We start from the raw sequence: 18,432 nt of genomic DNA, 5'->3' as shown, positions 1-18,432 counted from the left end.
ACGCACCCTGGATCCAGAAAATACGCTCAGGAATCGAGCTAACCGGGCTCGCCCAATCGTGCTCGCACGGCGAAGACACGCCCCCGCTCGACTGCCTGGAGCCGGCGTACCTCCGCAGCGGATGTCAGCCACCTCCCTCATCGAGCCATTCCCGGGCGAGAGCGAGTGTTCTGCGATTCTCCGGGATGTTCTCGAAGAAGCTCTCTCGATAGGCCGGCTCGACAATCTTCTCGGCGCTCGAGAGGAGGCGGGCGCGAGCGCTGGCGAGGGCGGCGCGGGCTTCGTCATGGCGCCCTGTGGCCACGAGGCTCTCGGCGTGGGCGAGCCGGAGAAAGGCGCCACCCCGGGCGAAATACCCGTACGCGTTCATGGTCGCATGGAGCGAGAGGCCCTCCTCGGCGGCGGCGAGCGCATCGAGCGCCTTCCCTTGTGCAAGCTTCAGAGCGGCCTTCGTGGCGAGCGCGCCCGGCACGTCCGCAATATACGCTCTCCCCAGCAAGAGGAGGGCGTGTTCAACCTCCTGTTCCGCTTCCTCGAGCGCACCGGCACGCCGCAGCACCTCCGCGAGGACCCAGCGGCCCTGGCCCTCGGCGCCCGGATGGCCGTAGCCACACCCCAATGTAACGAGTTGCATCGCCACGGCGCGCGCCTCGCCCACCTCGCCGCGATCCGCGAGCAGCCAGGCCAGGATAAAAGGCCCGAAGGTCGAGACGAGCGTGGGCTCGGCATCTGCCATCGGTAGCGCCCGAAGCATTCGCTCGGCCTCGTCCGAGGCGCCCAGCCACCAAATACACAGCGCCACGATGACGCTCCCCATGCTCATCAAGCCCGGATGGCCGCACTCCCTGGCGAGCACTTGGCTCTTCCTTGCGTATTCCAGCGTGCCGACAGGATCATTGCCGTGCTGCAGCGCCCACCCCCCAATCACCAGAAGGTAGAGGCTCCCGACGATCTCGCTGCGGTTCCCAGCGGCCTGCGCGATCGCCTCAAGCTTCGCGTGCATCGCATCCCACTGCGAAGAATGTCCGCTCATCCTGAGATAAAAAATGGCCGTGGACAGCGTGACCGCCATCGGGTACAGCGCGTCCTGCGCAACATCCACCTCCGTGAGCTCGCGCGCAACCGAGAGGATCTCCTCGGTGTTCCCCGCCACGGCAGCCAACGCGATCCGCGCGCCCGCCCCCTGGATCCAGGGTGTGCTCCCGCGCGGAGCGCCCCGCATCAGCTCCTCGGACTCGTGCTGCACGGAGACCGCCATATTGATCCGTAGGACGGCGATTTCGCACAGTGCGCCGAGCAACCGGATGCGCAGCTGGTCCGGCAACGGCAGCGCAAGCCCCCGGCGCGCCAGCACGACCGTTTCCAGCACCCCATCACCGCAGCTCGCCTGCTGCGCCGCCCGCAAGTAATGCCTTCCCGCGGCCGGCCCGTCCCCGCCCTTCTCGAAATGCTCAGCGAGCGCCCGCGCGTCCTGTTCGCCCCGCGCCTCGAGCCACTCGCCCGCGAGCCGATGGCCCAGCGTCCGGTCGTGCTCGGTCAGCATCGCATAGGCGCCCTCGCGCAGAAGCGCATGCCGGAATGCGAGCTCCTCCTCGTCCAGGAAGCGGCTCTCGCGGCGGCCGACCAGGAGTTCCTGCTCCACGAGCGCCGCGAGCCCGGCCATCACGTCGCTCCGGCGCGCCTCGCCCCCAAGGAGCGCCGCGACGCCTCCAGCCCAGCACACCTCCCCGAACACGCTCGCCGCGCGGAGCAGCCTCCGTGCTGCCTCGTCGAGCGCCCCGAGCCGCGACTCGACCATGGCGACGACCGTCTCTGGCGTCTTCGAGCCCTTGCCTTCGGCCGTCCAGCGGATCAGCTCCTCCAGGTAGAACGCATTCCCCTCCGATAGACGCACGATCTGCGCGATGACGCCGGCGTCCGCGCGCTCACCGAGCACGTGCCGCGCGAGCCGCTCAGCCGCGCGCCGGCTCAGGTGGTTGAGCCGCATCTCGTACAGCCGGCGCTCGTCCCAGAGCTTCGGGAAGACCTCGCGTACCCCGGGGCGCCCCAGGGCAAGCACGAAGAGCGGGCGCTCCTTCAGATCGCGCAGCGCCGCGTCGAGGAGCTGCACCGTGATCGTGTCTCCCCAGTGCAGGTCCTCCAGCAAGATGAGCACTGGCCCTCTCCCGCAGGCGGCCCCCACGAAATCGACGAATGCCGCGCGCACCTGGTTCGCCATCAGCCGCGCATCGAGCCGCGCGGCCTGCAGCGGCAGGCTGCCCTCCTCCGGGAAGGGCGCGCCCGCGACTTCGCCCAGAAACTCCGCGACCCGCTGCCGTTCGCTCGGCGCGACCCACGCCGCCACCTGGGCCGAGAGCCGCTCTCGCCGGACCGAGAGCGGCTCTCTCTCGCGAACGCCACATGCGCTCCGCAAGACCTGCCCCAGCATGCCCAGGGGCGACCCCGCCCGCAGCGCGTCGCCATGCGCCCTCCAGATCGACACCGTCTCGCCACGCCCCCTGAGCTCCTGCACGAGCTCCTGCGCCAGCCGCGACTTGCCCACACCCGGCGGCGCCACCACCAGCGCCGCCTGCGCCGTGCGCTCCTCCACGGTCTCGTTGAACAGCGCCCGCAGCGTGCCGAGCTCGCGATCACGACCCACGCAGGGCGTGGCCTTGCCCAGGAGCAAGCGCGCGCCCTCGGCGAGCGGCCGCTCTCCGCGCAACGCGAAGAGCCCCTCCCCTTGCTGCACATCGAAGCGCGCGTCCAGGAGCCCCGCGACCACCTCGTCAATCATCACCGCGCCCTCCGGCGCAACGTCGCCCGTCGCGGTATCCAGGAGCCGCGCCACCCGGTCGATCGCCGGCCCAAACGACCGTGACCCGCGCTCGCCGCGCCCCATGGCCAGCGCGACGCGGCGCCCGCCGGCGCGCGCCCGCAGCGAGAGCGCGCACCGCGCCGCGCGCGCGCAGAGATCGGTCGCCGTGGCCGCGCCCTCCAGCACCACCACCGCCGACCCATCGACCAGGCGCTCGCTCATGCCGCCGTGCAGCTCCGCCTGGCGCAACATCGTCGCTTCGTCAGGGGCCACCGCCAGGGTCGAAACACCATCGAACGGCTCCACCTGGGCATTCGCGGCTGCACTCACCAGGATCACCGCTACCGCGCGCTGCTCACCGCCTGTCAATGACGGTGCCAGGATCGATCCTCCAGGCAGCCCGGAAGGCAATGCCTCGATCGCGCGCAGCGCCGTCGCTGCTGCCCGGCCGTCCATCGGCCGCTCCTCTCGCCCCTTGGACAGCATCCTTCGCAACAGCACGTCGAGCGCTTCCGGCACCTCGGGCCGCACGCTCCGCGCGCTCCGCGTCTCCTCGAACAGCACCTTCGCCAGGATCGCCGCCGCGTGCTGGCCGTCGAATGCAGGCTCCCCCGTCAGGCACTCGAAGAGCACGCAGCCCAGGGAGAACACGTCCGCGCGCGCATCGACGCTCGCCTCGCCCCGCGCCTGCTCCGGCGCCATATACGACACCGTCCCCATTATCATGCCCGACCGCGTCATCCGCGTCGCGTGCGCGAGCCGCGCAATCCCGAAATCGAGCACCTTCACCGCATCCAGGCGCCCTCCGGGCAAGAACAGGTTGCCCGGCTTCAGGTCGCGGTGGATCACTCCCTGTGCGTGCGCGTAGCCGAGCACCTCCGCGACGCGCAGGGCGAGGGCCACGCTCTCGTCAATCGCGAGCGGTCCGCGCGAGAGGCGCGCCTCGAGATCCTCGCCGTCTAGCCACTCCATCACGAGGTACGGCGCCCCCTCGGCGGTCGCGCCGTGCGCCACGTACCGCACCACGTCCGGATGCGAGAGCCCTGCGAGGACCCGCGCCTCGCGCGCGAACCGCGCCGCGTCGTCGTCATCGCCGCCGGGCACGACCTTGACGGCCACCGCCTCGCCCGTCGCTTGATCGATGGCCTTCCACACCTCCCCCATGCCACCAGCGCCGGCGCGGCGCTCGAGGACGTAACGTTCCCCAACGATCATCGCTCGTCGCACAGGGCCATTATCAGCGCGCGGGGCTGAGTGCGTAAAGCACGATTTCGCGGGACCGTGAAGCGAGCTCCCGTCGCCGAGCGAGCCATAGCTGCGCTAGCTCCGGGCCAGGCCGGCGAGTCACCGCATGGACGTAATCATACGAAATTACTGCGCGCGGCGGTCACCCGTGCACGGTCACCTTCCCGAACCAGAAGGCCACCTGCCGGGGAAGCATCATGATGAGGAACGGCGTGCCCACCTGAGCGGCGGCCACCTTGCCGCCGCTCAGGTGGTGACAGAACAAACGATCACTCAATGTGATACGTCTCCATCGACATGACATGCACCTTCCGCGTAGGTGCCGAGCTGCTCTCCGACGTTCGCGCGGTCGCGGCCACACGGTACGTCTTGCCGACGTGAAACTCCGCCGGATCGAACCCCACCCACGGCTCATCGCAGTAGGCAGCGTGGGACGGCGAGGCATCGTCCTATTGGCCAACGTCTTCTTGGGCGCCCTTCCAGATCCACCGGCCCGCCGGTGCGTGGAGCTCGAACAGGTCCGCTCTCACCCAGAGTTGGTTGCACGCGCCCGCCGTGGTCACTTGCGCGTCAGCATACTCGACGACCTGAACATCGGACAATCAGAAATATACCGGCTTATCGGATCTTACCCGGACCCTGCGCGTCGGCGCCGAGCTGGTGTTGTTCGTGCGCGCGGTCGCCGCCACGCGGTAGGTCTTCCCAGGATCCAAGTCCGTGAAGACGAGGCCGGGACCCCAGCAGGAGGCTTCGTCGAAGAGGTCGATGAGATGGACCCACTCGCCGTTCGCCTCCTTGCGGTCCAGGTAAACCCATTGGCCCGCGACCAACACGAAGAGGTCCGCTCTGACCCAAAGCTTCTCGCACTCGGCCTGCGTTGCCGCGGTAGAATTTTCCCCCCACCAGACCCGCGTGCCCCCCGAAGGAGACCCTGGGCCAGTAAACGATGCCGAGTAATTGGTCACATCATAGACAACCGCCTTGTAGCAGTGCTCCGTGTTATAGGTCTGGGGCGACATGGCATCGATACCTCCGGAGAACGTTTGCGTCGGCAAGGCCGCGGCGCACTCGGGACCGATGGCCTCCGCGGTCTCCATCACGTCTTCCACGAGCGCTTCGCCATCCATCATGTCCTCGGGCAGCTCCTCACCCACGCAACCGGCGAGCGCGAGGCCGACAATCCCGAACACCACCACACCCATCCCACGAACGATCTTCGAGGTGCCCATGTTCATCTCCCGCATTCCTTGCGGATGTTTTCCGGCACAAACCGACGCTGCCGACCATTCGGCCCCATCGATTCGCCTCTCCGACGGCTTCTCCGCTCGCGCGCCGGACGCCCGGGGATATGCAGCCGATATGCCAGCTCCCGCGCGTGCGATCCCAGCGACGTCCGTCGGCTCCTCTCGGCTCCGACGCCTCACCGGAGCGGCCAAAGCGAGAGGATCAAGCGGGCCGGTCCCGCACGCTTTCCTGCGCCGAGCACGAGGTGGCAACAGGGCGGTTCGTCAGGTGCCTTCAACCCGACGAGGATCGCCCTCACGGCAAGCCTGCCGGGGGCCCGTCCCCTGGAAGGGACACCCGTCCCATCGAGGGGAATCCCGTGGAGGGGACATCGACGATGAGACAGCCCTGAGGTCAAGGGCTTGAACGTTCTCTTTGCGCGGCTGGCCGGCTTTGGTGCGGCGGCGCCAGCGCTCGGCAGCGCTCGGCAGCTCGACTGACTCTCCTACCGCGAGATCATCGCGGCGCTGCTTCGCGGAGCCGCGTCGCGATCTCCCGCGCGGCTGGGCGCTTTGTCGGCTCCATGGTGAGGCAGCGTTCGAACAGCTCCGCGAGCTCCAGCGGGAGACCCGCGCATTGCCGCAGCGGTGACGGGACGTCGAGCTCCAGCCCATGGCGCCCGAAGCTCACGGGTGGGCGAGAGAAAGGCATGGATCCAACCAGCAATTCGAAGGCGATGACCCCGAGGCTGAACACGTCCGACGGCGGCTGCGCGTCCTTGGAGCCGGCAATGAGCTCGGGCGCGATATAGAAGGGCGTTCCGATGATCGCGCCGGTCTGCGTCACTCGCGCCCCACGTCCGAGCCTGTCCCCCCGCTGCTCGACCGGAGTGAGCGCGCTCTCCGCCGAGAGCACCATCCGCCCGCCGCCGAGCCCGGTGCCATCCTCCGCAGCGCCTTCCGTGGCCATGGATGCGACGGCGAGACCGGGCTTCGCAGAGCGGGCTGGCTCGAGCTCACGCCGCGTCGGCGCCGCGCGACGCGCTGTCGCGCGCAGCGCGTCGTCGAGCACGATCGAGATCCCAAAGTCCGCCAGCTTCACCACGGGGCGCGCGCCCGGAGCTCCGGACAGCAACAGGATGTTCTCCGGCTTGAGATCCCGGTGAACGATGGATTGCGTGTGCAGCACGGACAGCGCCTCCGCCGCCTGCCGCAGCACCGAGAGCACCCACGGGACCTCACCGAACCGCGCGTGCTGCTCCCGCAGCGACCCCCCGGTGACCAGCTCCATCGCGATGTACAGCACGCCTTCGCTCGTCACGTCCACGTCGACGATGGAGATCAGGTTCGGGTGACTCAGGCTCGCAAGGATCTGTGCCTCGCGCATGAAGCGCGCCAGATCCTTGTGCTCGGGGTTCGAGTGCAGCACCTTCGCGGCGAGGCGCGCGCGATCGGTCGTGCGCTCGACCTCGTAGACCGCTCCCATTCCCCCCTCGCCGATGGGACGGACGACGCGGTAACAATCCCCGAGCAGACCGCCTTCCTGCAAGGCTTCGTTCGACGACGGCAGGGTGTCCTGTGACAGGAGCGCCTCCATGAGCCGGCGGGACCGATGCTTGATCTGCCGCCGCAGCTCGTCGTTGAGCTGCTGGATCTCTCGATTGCGTGCCTCCAGCGTCCCCACCTGCGCCTCCACGTCGCGATACAGGACGGCGTTCTCCACCGCGATGGCGGCCTGCGCTGCGAGCACCGACAGCAGCGACACGCGCGCGGGTGGGAATGCCGATGGGGCGTCCCGGTGCTCGAGACAGAGCACGCCCACCAGGCGCCCTTGATGGGAAAGCGGCAGAGCCAGGATCGACCGGACCGCGTGTGTGGACAGGTACGGGTCGTCATGGAAGCGCTTCTCGCGCTGCGCGTCGTCCACCAGCACGGCCTCGCGGCTTCGGGCCACGTAGTGCACCACCTTGATCGGGACCCCGTCGCTCGCCTCGAGCGGCTCCGACAGGCCTGCGTCGATGCGGCCGTCCGCGACCGAGAGCCGTGCCACCACGACCAGCGCGCCGGCCTGCACCAGCACGAGCGCCCCGTGCTGCGCCCCCGCGTTCTCCAGCACGAGCTCCATCAAGCGCCCTACGACGCGGTCCGGGTGGAGCTCGCTCGCGAGCGCCTGCGCCGCGCGGATTGCGGTGCTCACGTCCAGCGCCGCGCCTCCCGTCGTATCCACCGCCGCGGCAGGCGCCGTCGCGGCGGTGCGCCGGGCACTTGCGGAGGCGAGGGGGACGTTCAGCAGGCCGGGATACTTGGCTTCCAGGTGGCCGACGAGGGCCAGCGCATCCCAGCGGAGATAGGCGTCGCGCGCCTCGTGCAGATAGAGCGCACCGATGCGCTCGCGCCCGGCTTCCAGGTGGTATTCCGCCGAGAGCTGGGCGGCGAGGGCTTCGACATGGAGAAAGCCGTCCTTGCGGGCGAGGGTAATGGCCTCGTCGTACCTGGCCATGGCCTCGTCGATCTTGCCGTGGATGCGGGCGCGCTCGGCCTCGAGAAGGCGACGCTTGTGGAGGAAGTTTTCGGGGCAGCCCTCCGAAAAGTAGCGGAAGCGCTCGATGCCGTGCTCGAGCTTGGCCAGGAGCGCCGCGCGCTCCACCTCGGAGAGCCCAGGTGACCAGCACTTTGCAGCGGCGAGCCCACGCCACAGGGATATGTCCGCAACATTTGCAGTGGCATAAATGGTGGCACGAAAATGTTCCGCTTCATCGGCGCAGTCGAGCGCTCGGGCGTACTCGCCGAATGCCAAGAACAGATGCGTCTCCTGCAGTCGCGCGTATTCAGCGACCGTCTTGTAACCCGCTGCGGCGAAAGAGCGGGAGCTCGCGGCCAGCCACTCCCGGCCAGATCCCGGTCGGGCGTTCTGCGGCGCGCGAAGAAAGCTCGTGTAGCATGCGGCCAGCGCGAACATGTGCTGCCCGAGTGCATCACCCGCCCTCAGCATCACGTCGCGCTGCGATTGTTCCTTTTCCGCCACCTCGCCGAGCGGGCGTCCCTGCCAGAGATCCAGGTAATACAGCTCTGCGAACAATGCCCAGCTCGTGCCCTGAAACGAGCCCGAGGCTGCTCCTGCGCGCTGCGCGGCGTGATAGAATTCCCGGCTCTGCTCTACGGGGAGCTCGAAAGCGACGTAGTTTCCTCGAGCCTGGCGGCATTCCGCCAGGAAGGGTGAGGCAAGCTGTCCGGCCAGCTGATCTCCCGCCCGAGCCCAGCGTGCGTCGCGCCGGAACTCCCCGAGAAGGGCGGAGCGGTCGAGCGCCACACAGACGAGGAAGAAGGGCGTCACGGGCGTCAGGCGCTCAGTCTCCGCTGCGTTCTTTGCGCTGCGCGCATTGATGATCGCGGCGAGCGCCGGACGGCTCCCGAGCGAAACACACACCATCATCGCAGCCTTCAGGGCGTCACACAGATGGTTTTCGACGGAAGGGTCGGCAGGCATCGATGAGAAGCCCTCCGGGTGCTCGTCGAGCCAGGCGTCATACTCCGTGAACAATTGAAGCGCTTGAGCAATGCACTCCTCGTCCGTCTCGGGATATGTGATGCCCTGCTCCGCGAGCGCGGCGAGCCCCAGCCGCTCGCCTTCCGTGTATCGTCCTGCTGCGAGGTACGCGCGCACGCGCAGCTCCTGCGCTGCCAGTCGCGGCAGCGGCGCGAGCGGCGATGCCAGCAGCTCCTGCGCACGCCGGTGCACTTCTTCGAACTCCTTCAACATGAAGTCCGCCTCGATCCGCTCGAGCGCGAGCTCCACGGAGAGCTGCGGCTCGTCCTGCCAGGCGCGCGCTCCCAGGAGCTCCTGCGCCTGCTCCACCAGCATCGCCTGCAATCGGTACGACCCGTTCTCCTTGGCTGCCTTGGCCGCCCGCAGGTCGAGCCGCGCGAGCTCCCTCCGCTCTGCCTCGCTCGACAGCGCCTCGGCGCCCAGGTTGAGGTGCCGGGTGAGCTCGATCAGCTTCTGGTTCGAGCCGCCCTCCTGCTCGAATGCCGCCTGGAGCCGCCGCCCGATGAGCAGGTGCGTTCGCGCTCGCTGCCCCGGCGCGATGCGCTCGTAGAACGCCTGCTGCACCCGGTCGTGCAAGAACCGATACCCAGCTTCCATCTCGGTGCTCTGGCGTGCCTCCGCGAGCGCCTGCGCCTCTCGGTATTGCCCGTCGTGCGGGATCACGAGCCCCGCCGTAAGCGCCGACCGCAGCCCGCTCGCCGCTTGCGCGTGGCTCACCCCTGCGATCACCGCGAGCTCGCCGAAGGAGAAGCGATTCCCGGCGCACGCGGCTTGCCCCACCAGCTCCTGCGTCTCCGCCGGCAGCTCCATGACCTTCTGCCGCATCAGCTCCACGACATTGTCGGTCACCGCCGCGCCCTCCACGGCGTCCTGGTCCCACTCCCAGACACCATCGTCCGCGCGCCGCCGCACCCGCTCTTGCCGATGGAGCTCCAGGAGGAGCTGTCCCAGGAAAAACGGATTGCCATCCGTCTTGCTCCAGAGCGCCCGGGCGAGCGGCGCAGCGCGCGCGGCGTCCGCCGACAGCACTGCCGCGAGCCACCGCTGCACCGAGGCTTCGTCCAGGGGACCCACCGTCAGCCGCGGCGCCTTCACGCCGCTCTCCTCCACCGCCTCGACCAGCTTCCACAGCGGGTGGCTCGGCGCAGCTTCGTTGTCGCGGAAAGCGGCGATGAGCAGGAGGTGCTTGCGCCCCACGTCGGTGAGCAGCGTCTTGAGGAGCTCCAGCGATGCCGGATCCACCCATTGCATATCGTCCAGGAACAGCACCAGCGGCGGTGATGCGTCCGTCACGGCGCGAACGAACTCAATCCAGCTCAGCTTGAGCCGGTTGTACGTCATCTCGGTCGGCACCACCGGCACCGGCGCGAGCTGCCCCATCACCCATTCCAGCTCCGGCACCAGATCCGCGATCACCCGCGAAAGGGGCCCGAGCGCCAGCTCGATGCGCGCTTTCCACCCGTCGAAGACGGGCCTCGGGCTCGCGGCCAGATTGCGCATCAGCCCGCTAAAGGCCTGCGCGAGCGCGGCGTAGGGCACCGAGCGACCGAGCTGATCGTGCTTTCCAGAGAGCAACAGCCCCCGCCCCGACCTCGCGATCTCACGATAGACCGAGCGCACCAGCGCTGTCTTCCCCACGCCCGATGGCCCTCCGAGAAGCAGCACCTCCACGGCCCCGCCCGCCGCGCGCTCGAAGGCCGCCGTGAGCCCCCGGCTCTCCTCTTCACGGCTCACCAGCGTCTCCGGGATCTGCAGCGCGGCAGAGAAGTCCCTCTGCCCGAGCGAAAACGGCTCGAGCCGCCCGTGCTCCTGGAGCTCTATCAGGCAGCGCGACAGGTCCGCCGACAGCCCCTTGGCCGTCTGGTATCGCCGCTCGGGGTGCTTCTCCAAGCAGCGCGCCACGATCCGCGCCACGGCGCCGGGTAACCCCGGAACCAGCCCATCGAGCGCGGGCGGCCCCTTCGCCAGGTGAGCGTGCACCAGCGCGAGCGCGTCGGCCTCCGTGAAGGGCCGGCGCCCCGAGAGCACCTCGAAGAGCACGACGCCCAGCGAATACAGGTCCGTGCGGGCATCGAGCGAGCGCGCCGTGCGCCCGGTCTGCTCGGGCGACACGTAGGCCAGAGTTCCCTCCAGCGCTTCCGGAATGCTCGCCACAGTCGCCTCCTGCGACAGCCATGAGGCAATGCTGAACTCGAGCAGCACCACCTGCGTGAGCGCGTCGTCGACCAGCACGTTTTGCGGCTGGATGTTCTTGTGGATCACGCCCGCCGCGTGCACCCCCTCGAGCGCGCGTGACAGCGAGAGCGCCATCCGCAACGCCGGCTCCAGCAGGAGCTTCCCCCGCTCCGCGAGCACCCGGTCCAACGAGCGATACCCCGGGTCTTCCAGCACCAGCGCCGTCACGCCGCCGCGCTGCTCGAGCGCCCTCACCCTCGCCACCTGCGGCACGGTGGCGAGCTTGACGAGGACGTCGTGCTCGTGGAGCAAGCGCCCCAGGACGCGCGTGGTCGGCATGCCGGCGACCGGCAGCTTCACCACCGCGCGCGCCCCGGAGGGCCGGTGAACCGCGCGGATCACCTGCGTCTCACGTCCACAGTGGACGATCTTCCCCGGCGCATAATCGATCAGATCGAGCATGATCCCTCGGATCGAACGGTACTGAAAACGCCCCACGGCGTCCATACCGCGGCCCGAGTCCCCATTCCCGCTGCGTTCGGGTTCGCCTCGCCGGGTGGAAGCCTTCTGGCTCCCCCTGCACGCCATGGAAGTAGGCGGATGTATTCGGCGTTCTGGAATCCAACGTTGGCGTCGCGATCGCTTATGCGACCGGTGGCTTGCGCCATGGCCTGGTAACCCCGCGGAACCGAGCGCGGGGGGGGAGGCACGGATGCTCTCCTTGACCTTGCAGCCGCAGCCCACCACCGGCGCCGGGTCAGGCGAACAAGAGCGCCGGACAAAACCGGACCGAGCCAGACGGCCGTGGGTGCAGTGCTGGACGCGACGAGGAGGGCTGCGGAAGCCGGGCGACGAGGAGCAACGACGCGATGCGCCCTCCACGGCCACCTGACGACGGGAGGTTCTGAGGGGCGCACGAAGGCGCGCTCGGGGTACTGCATGCGGTGTCGCCCTGCGTCCACGCGATCGGGCGAGCCCTGGGTGGGCCTGCCCGGGGCATGGCGCGGCCGACGACCCGCGTGCCGCGCGCTCTACTTCACGCCGCTCGTCGCGCCCGGGAAGCTGAACGACCCGCTGTTCGAGTTCTTGAGCTCGCACTGGCCGAACGTGGGCGTGTACGTGAATGCGACGCAGCTCGAGGTCTTGTCGCAGATGTACGAGCACACTTTGCTCGAGCTCGTGAAGTAGATCGATGACAGGCCGCCGAGAACGCTCACGTTGCTCGTGGTCGTGCCGGGGAACGTGTAGCCGATGGTCTTCAGGATCCAATCGAGGTGAAGCGGGACGCTGGTGTACTTGTCTCGGTACTCCCACTCGAACACCGTTCCAGAGAGCGCGCCGAGCACGCGGTTCGAGTAGAAGAACGGCCCTCCCGCGTCGCCGACGTTGTTCTGCGCATTCTCGGTCAGGAAGTGCCCGCCGCTGCCGTTGTCCGAGTAGGTCTGATCAGGCACGCCCCGGAGATCCGCGTCATCGTTCATGTACCCGTTGTGGCGGCCGGCACCGACCTTGAGACCCCAATCGTCGCCGCCGGAGGGATAGCTCCACGCCAGGGTCGCCACCGCGCTCGTCGCCGGGATGTTCGAGCTCAGCCGGACAACGGTGATGTCCGCGAATTTCCCGTTGACGTCGGTGTAGTCCCCGGCCAACACATCGACCCCTGGCGGATAGCTCACCGCGTCGATCGTGCGGGCGGTGCTCCCGTCCGCTGCGACGTAGTCGGGGTTGTTGCTCGTATAGAAGATCGCGTGGCCGCCCTTCTCCGGCGCGCAGCGCGCAGCCGTCAGCAGATGTCGCGGACCGATGATGGTCGCCGTGCACTTGCCGAGCGTGCAGTTGTCGAGCGACGCCACCCTGGCCCGAGTCCACAGATCGGGTGCGGTCCCGTTCTGGATTTCGCCCTGTGCCTCTCCGACGTCCTCGCTCGGATCCACGACCTCATCGGGCACGTCGGCGCAGCCGAAGGCCGCGAGCGTGAGGGTCGACAGCAGCAGCGCGCGGCTCGAAGTACGAATCAGACCATTCTTCATGACGATTGGCTCCTTCCCAGAATCGGCCGTCGATCACGGCCTCTGTGCCCCCTCCGTCCAAGAACCGAGCCAGGCTCCGCGATCGCCGCCAGCCGCCGCTTCGGCCGCGCTCGCGACGAGTCGCGGGCCCGAGCCGCCGGCGAATGGCGGTCTGGCGATGCCACCGTGAGAGCGACCCGGCACCTCCCGCCCGACACCCGTCCCCTGGAAGGGACGCCCGTCCCCGTGAAGGGAATCCCCGGGAGGGGACGCTCGCGTCACCGCCGCAGGGGGTCGAACGCGCGGACCAGGCTGCGCATCGCGACACTGTAACGACGGGGCGATACTGCCAAGACAGGCGGCGCGACAGCCTCGGGCCGGAAGCGGGCTCCCAGCTTCAGAGAAGCCGCCACGTCCATGGCATGACGCCTGCAATACGCGTCAGGGTCACTCCACCTTGGGCGAGAGAGGGAAATGAGTCATGTCGACGCAAGAAATGCCTTCCAGGACGAGCATTTTCAAACTGACGATCGCCGTGGGTCTGGGTTTCCTGGGCGCCGCCGGGATTGCGCTGATGCCCGGCGGGTCGACCGCGGAGCCATTCGGGATCCGGGAGGCGAGGGCGAATGGGCAGACTGCGGTAGGTACGCCGGACGGGCTGGGTGGACTGGGCGGGTCGGGGGGATCGGGCGGGCTGAATGGGTCGGGGGGATCGGGTGGGCTGAATGGGCCGGGTACGCATCCGGTCGGGGTGCACGACTTCACGTGGGGCAACGGGATCACCGCGCTGCAGTTCCGTGAGTACGGCCAGCTCCTGTGCTCGAACAAGTACCTTCAGCTCAACGATCCTAAGGGCGCCGATCTCAAACGCGTCGGTCTCCAGAACGACGGGAATTACGTCGCGAACCCCGTGTTCGCCGAGCACATGCGAGAGCCCGCTTTCAACAAGTGGTTCAGCTACGTCGTCAGGGACGGCGCGCCGTCCGGCACCTCGGTCGTCGGTCCTGATATGCTCGGCCGCTTTATAAGGTTCAAGGGCGAAGGCGGGCTAACCTTCAGCTGGCTGAACAATCCCCTCCTGAGGGAGCAGAGGGGCCTCATCCTGGGAGCCCTGTCGGCCTTCGTCAACGACAACGGTCCGATGAGCATTGTCCGGGCCTGCAAATCCTGCTCCGGGCTCAATGAAATCATCGCCAACGAGGGCCTCGTCTCCACGATGGACAGGGCAAAGAACCCGAAAATTAAACCGACAAATGACAAGAGTCACTGGCCTCTGGAACTGGCGTTCGTCGGCGAATGCAACGGCAATAACCCCAAGGTCCGCATCTTCTGGTCAGAGAAGCTCAAAGAATTGCTGCGTCCGCAGGCTGAATCGTCCAACCATGCTGGATCGTCCCGGGCTAATTCGGTCAAGATCGAGGGCCACATCGAGGACCGAATGTGCTCCCAGCCGTATAAAAAGCAACGCCTGTCCCATTGCCCGTTCGAGGTGGTGGACAAAATGGATGGGGTATGCCGGATGAACAAGGATAATGGAATGGTCTGCCCGGTCTCTGACCAGGACGGGGGGATAGTCTTCAGGGATGCGACCTATACGTTCATCGATCCCACCACGACTTGGCGGGCGTATGGGCTCCCGGTCCACATCGGGATCCAGGTCGGGGGGCCGACCGATCTGCCACGTCCACCAACCGACACGCCGATTCGGATCAACTCTCCGAAGACGCGCTGAGGAGCTCGGCGCCTCCACCAAGGCGGCGCCGCAGCTCGTCGAAGCGTGGGCGCCAGGGGGGGCGCTGCGCGAGCCACGGCTCGGCCTTCTCGAGGGCCCGGAGCGCGGCCGGCGGATCGCCGGCCAGCGCGGCCATCCGGGCGCGCCAGGCGAGAATCTCCAGCACGTCGATAGGGTCGACCTGCGCCTCCGCGGCGCGCACCAGCTCGCCCCACGCAGCGCCGTCCGATGCGGCGCCCGCGGCATTCGCGCCGAGTTGCTCCAGCACCAGCGTGAGCCGGGTGAGGTGCAGCGTGTTCCTCGCGTGGACCTCGGAGTGCTCGGTCAGGTCCGGCGGGCTCGCCTCGCGGATCCAGCTGACCAGGCGGCGCGCCTCGTCGATGTCGCCGCGCTCGAGCTGGATCCGGGCGGTGAGCAGCGGTCCCAGCGCGGCGGGACGGTCGAGGAAGCGCTCCTCCAGGAGGCACACGCGCCGCGCCAGCTCGAGCGCGTCGTCGTAGCGCCCGAGCTGATGGAGGAGCTCGGCGGTGTTGACGGTGACCATGCGCTCGGTCAGGGGGTCGCCGAGCTCGCGCGCGAGGGTGACGGCGCTGCGGGCGTCGGCGAGGCCGCGCTCCAGGTCGTGGCGGACGATCCACAGGTTGGTGCGGTTGTAGTGCGCCATGACCAGGTGGACGCGGTCGCCTTCGGCGGTTGCCCTCGCGATCGCCTCATCGAAGCGGGCCTCGGCGGCGTCGGGGCGGCCAGTGAAGGTGAGGAGCGCGCCGAGGATGAGCAGGGCGATGACGAGCGGCTCGTGATCGCCCTGCGCGGCGGCGGCGGCGCGCGCCTGCTCCAGGAAGGCGATGGCCTCGGGGAGCTCGCCGCGGCGACCCGCGGTGCGGCCGCGCGCGAGGAGGAGGCGGGCCGAGAGGCGCGGGTGCGCGAGCGCGGCGACGAGCGGCGCGGCTTCGCCGGCGCGCTGCGCGGAGAGCTCGAACTCCCGCAGCCAGTCGAGCGCGGTGGCCTCCTCCAGGATGAGCTCGGCGAGGAGCGCGCGATCGCCGAGCGCCTCGGCCAGGGCGCGGGCCTCGCGGAGGTCGTCCCAGGCCTCGCGGGCGCGGCCGATGCGGTAGCGGCAGCGCCCGCGGCCGGCGAGCGCCTCGGCGCGGCGCCGAGGAGCCGCGCCCTCGCCGCCCTCGAACATCGCGAGCGCCGCCGTGTAGCGGAGGTCCGCCTCGGCATGCGCATGGGCGGCGAGCGCGGCGTCGCCGAGGCGGAGGAGGGCGCTGGCCGCCTCATCGCGCCGGCCGCACGCGGCAGCGTGGCGGGCGATCGGCTCGAGCGCCCCGGCATCGCGGCCCTCGCGCGTGCGCCAGTACGCGAGCGCGTGCTCGTGGATCGCGGCGCGCTGCGCCGGAGCCACGAGGTCCTCGATGGCGTCCTGGAGGGGCGCGTCGCGGAACGAGAAACGGCCGCCGTCGGTCTCGGTGAGCAATCCCTCGTCGACCAGCGCGGTCAGACCAAAGCCCGCGTCGACGGGCGTGCCCGCGCCGCCAGCGCGCTCGAGCGCGTCCGCGACCCACGCGACCTCCTCGCGGTGGAAGCTCGTGCCGAGCGCGGCGCAGAGGCGGGCGCAGGCGGAGAGACCGGGCGGGAGCGCGGCGAGGCGGCGCGCGGCGAGCCACTGAAACACTGGCGACGCGGGGAGCGCGTCGACATCGGCCGTGGAGACGTAGAAGCTGCGGGCGCCGGGGCGGCGGCGGATGACGCCGGCGCGCCGGAGGGCGCGGGCGATCTCGGTGAGCGCGAAGGGGCTGCCGCCGCTCCAGCGCACGAGCCGCTCCAGCACGGCCGCGGGGGGATACTCCGCCGGGCGGAGCAGGGCGGCCGCGAGCTCCAGGGCGGGACCGTCGTCGAGGGGATCGAGCGAGAGGCGCAGGTGGTGCCGCGTGCGCGCGCCCCAGGCCGGACGTGCAGAGAGCAGGCGGGGGTGCGCGGTGACGAGGACCCAGAGGCGACAGCCGGATCCGTCGAGCGTCGCGGCCTCGAGCCCGTCGAGCAGCGCGCGGTCGGCCCAGTGGGCGTCGTCGAGGATCACCGCGACGCCGCGCTCCGCACCGCGGCGCGCGAGCTCTGGCGCGGTCGCGGCGGCGGCGCCCTGGCCCTGGAGGAGCACCACCTCCGCGCCCGGGTGCGCGCGGCAGACCAGGGCGGCCACCTCGGCGGCGAGGCGGCTCTTGCCGAGACCGTGGCCGCCCAGCGCCGTGACCAGCGTCGGGCTGCCGCCGTCGAGCGCGCCGGAGAGGCTCGCGGCGATGGCCTCGACGAGCGGGGCGCGGCCCAGGAACGGGATCTCGGCGGGCGGCTCCGCGGCCGGATCCGTGAGGGGCTCCGCGGCCGGATCCTTGGGGGGGCGCGCCGCGGCGTGATCCGTCTCCGGCAGGGTCTCGGAGAGCGCCGGCGTGACGACGACGCCGGACCAGGCGCCCTTCGGTAGCCAGCTCTCCGGCCGATCGAGCGCCGCGCCATAGGCCGCCGGGGGCTCGCCCGGGCGGCGCCGGATCGTCACGCCCGCGAGGTGCAGCGCGGCGCGCCCGCCCCGCGAGCCGAGCACCGCGCGCGCGGCCGAGAGCGCGGCGCGGGCCGGATCCTCCACGTCCAGACCGGAGAAGACCGCGATGTGGCGCGCGCCCCGCTGTCGCGCGGGGAAGCCGCCGCGCGCCGCGATCGCGTCGAGGATCGCCGCGGCCTCGCCGTCGTGCTCGAGGAGCAGGATCACCGCCGGTTGCGGGCCGTCGGCGAGGATGGCCGGGCGGGGCGCTGGCGCCGCTGGGGCGGGCACGGAAAGCGCCGCAGCGCACGCGGCGGCGAGCTCGCGCTGGAGCACGCCCGCGTCGGCCGGCCGCTGCCCCGGCTGCTTGGCGAGGCAGGCGAGCACCAGCGCCTCGAGCGCGGCGGGAACCGGCGCGACATGGCTCGGCCGCGGGGGGCGCAGCGCCAGGTGCCCGTGCGCGACGGCGGCGTCCTCTCCCTCGAAGGGCAGGCGCGCGGTGAGGAGCTGGTAGAGGATCACGCCGAAGGCGTACACGTCGGCGCGCGCATCGAGCTGCCGCTCGGCGCGGAGCTGCTCCGGCGCCATGTACGCGGGGGTGCCCGCCGCGAGGCCGGTCCGCGTGAGATCGTCGCCAGGCTCCTGCCCGACACGGCGGGTCAGGCCGAAATCCAGGAGTGCGACCCGCGCAGCGCCGTCCGCGAGGAAGAGGTTGTCGGGCTTGAGATCCCGATGCACCACGCCGCGCGCGTGCGCGGCGGCGAGCGAGGCGAGCGCCGCGGCCCCCACCCGCGCGATCTCGGACGGCGAGAGTGGCGCGGGGGCGCGCGCGATGCGCGCGGCGAGGGTCTGCCCGTGGAGCCGTTCCATCGCGAGGTAGGGCCGACCGTCCGGCAGCGCGCCGCGATCGTGGAGCGCGGGGGTGTGCGGCGGGCCGATCGCGGCCATCGCCTCGGCCTCGCGGCGGAAGCGCTCGGCGGTGCGGGACGAAGCCGCGCGCGCGACCTTCAGGGCCAGCGCCGCCCCGTCCCGCTCCCGGACGGCGGACCAGACGAGCGCGAAGCCGCCCTCGCCGAGGAGCTCACCCGGAACGTAGCCTCGTACGAGCGGCGGGCGGCGCTCCACCTGCAGGGCGTCTGTCGGGTCGTGCGGCACGTCGGCTCCTTCCGCA

The 18,432-nt window shown here is 70.1% G+C and carries 7 protein-coding genes; 1 reads left to right on the top strand and 6 read right to left on the bottom strand.

The window, feature by feature from the left end:
* Positions 1 to 124 precede the first annotated feature (124 nt).
* From WME95_RS01235 to WME95_RS01215, 5 genes are all read right to left on the bottom strand, one after another.
* Positions 125 to 4,012, bottom strand: coding sequence for a protein kinase domain-containing protein (locus tag WME95_RS01235; protein WP_437906569.1), 3,888 nt, complete (start codon positions 4,010 to 4,012; stop codon positions 125 to 127).
* Between the two features lie 172 nt (positions 4,013 to 4,184).
* Positions 4,185 to 4,319 (bottom strand): hypothetical protein, encoded by a 135-nt coding sequence (locus tag WME95_RS01230; protein ID WP_437906568.1) that lies wholly within the window; start codon positions 4,317 to 4,319, stop codon positions 4,185 to 4,187.
* Between the two features lie 325 nt (positions 4,320 to 4,644).
* The gene (locus WME95_RS01225) at positions 4,645 to 5,277 is read right to left on the bottom strand and encodes a hypothetical protein (protein WP_437906567.1); all 633 of its coding nucleotides are present in this window, start codon (positions 5,275 to 5,277) and stop codon (positions 4,645 to 4,647) included.
* 505 nt (positions 5,278 to 5,782) lie between these two features.
* A complete protein-coding gene (locus WME95_RS01220; RefSeq protein ID WP_437906566.1) occupies positions 5,783 to 11,734 on the bottom strand; it encodes a protein kinase domain-containing protein in 5,952 nt (1,983 codons plus the stop codon).
* Between the two features lie 284 nt (positions 11,735 to 12,018).
* Positions 12,019 to 13,017, bottom strand: coding sequence for a trypsin-like serine protease (locus WME95_RS01215; RefSeq protein ID WP_437906565.1), 999 nt, complete (start codon positions 13,015 to 13,017; stop codon positions 12,019 to 12,021).
* Positions 13,018 to 13,477: 460 nt separating this feature from the next.
* Here WME95_RS01215 and WME95_RS01210 point away from each other — a divergent pair, with 460 nt between their 5' ends.
* Positions 13,478 to 14,728 carry a hypothetical protein gene (locus WME95_RS01210; protein ID WP_437906564.1) on the top strand — a complete coding sequence of 417 codons (1,251 nt, stop codon included), beginning with the start codon at positions 13,478 to 13,480 and terminating at the stop codon, positions 14,726 to 14,728.
* Here the strand turns inward: WME95_RS01210 and WME95_RS01205 are convergent.
* Positions 14,706 to 18,416: a protein kinase domain-containing protein gene (locus WME95_RS01205; protein ID WP_437906563.1), complete on the bottom strand. Its 3,711-nt coding sequence runs from the start codon at positions 18,414 to 18,416 to the stop codon at positions 14,706 to 14,708. The two genes, WME95_RS01210 and WME95_RS01205, sit on opposite strands and share 23 nt — an antisense overlap.
* Between the last annotated feature and the right edge of the window lie 16 nt (positions 18,417 to 18,432).

Origin of the sequence: Sorangium sp. So ce327 (assembly GCF_051530205.1) — a bacterium.
GTDB lineage: Bacteria > Myxococcota_A > Polyangia > Polyangiales > Polyangiaceae > Sorangium > Sorangium cellulosum_B.
Note: the sequence above shows the minus strand (reverse complement) of the source record. Positions and strands in the feature narration are given on the sequence as shown.

What these genes read in the sequence shown, in the direction of transcription:
- WME95_RS01225 (WP_437906567.1), bottom strand. Translation starts at nt 5,277, where the DNA reads ATGAACATGGGCACCTCGAAGATCGTTCGTGGGATGGGTGTGGTGGTG.
- WME95_RS01235 (WP_437906569.1), bottom strand. Translation starts at nt 4,012, where the DNA reads ATGATCGTTGGGGAACGTTACGTCCTCGAGCGCCGCGCCGGCGCTGGT.
- WME95_RS01215 (WP_437906565.1), bottom strand. Translation starts at nt 13,017, where the DNA reads ATGAAGAATGGTCTGATTCGTACTTCGAGCCGCGCGCTGCTGCTGTCG.
- WME95_RS01210 (WP_437906564.1), top strand. Translation starts at nt 13,478, where the DNA reads ATGTCGACGCAAGAAATGCCTTCCAGGACGAGCATTTTCAAACTGACG.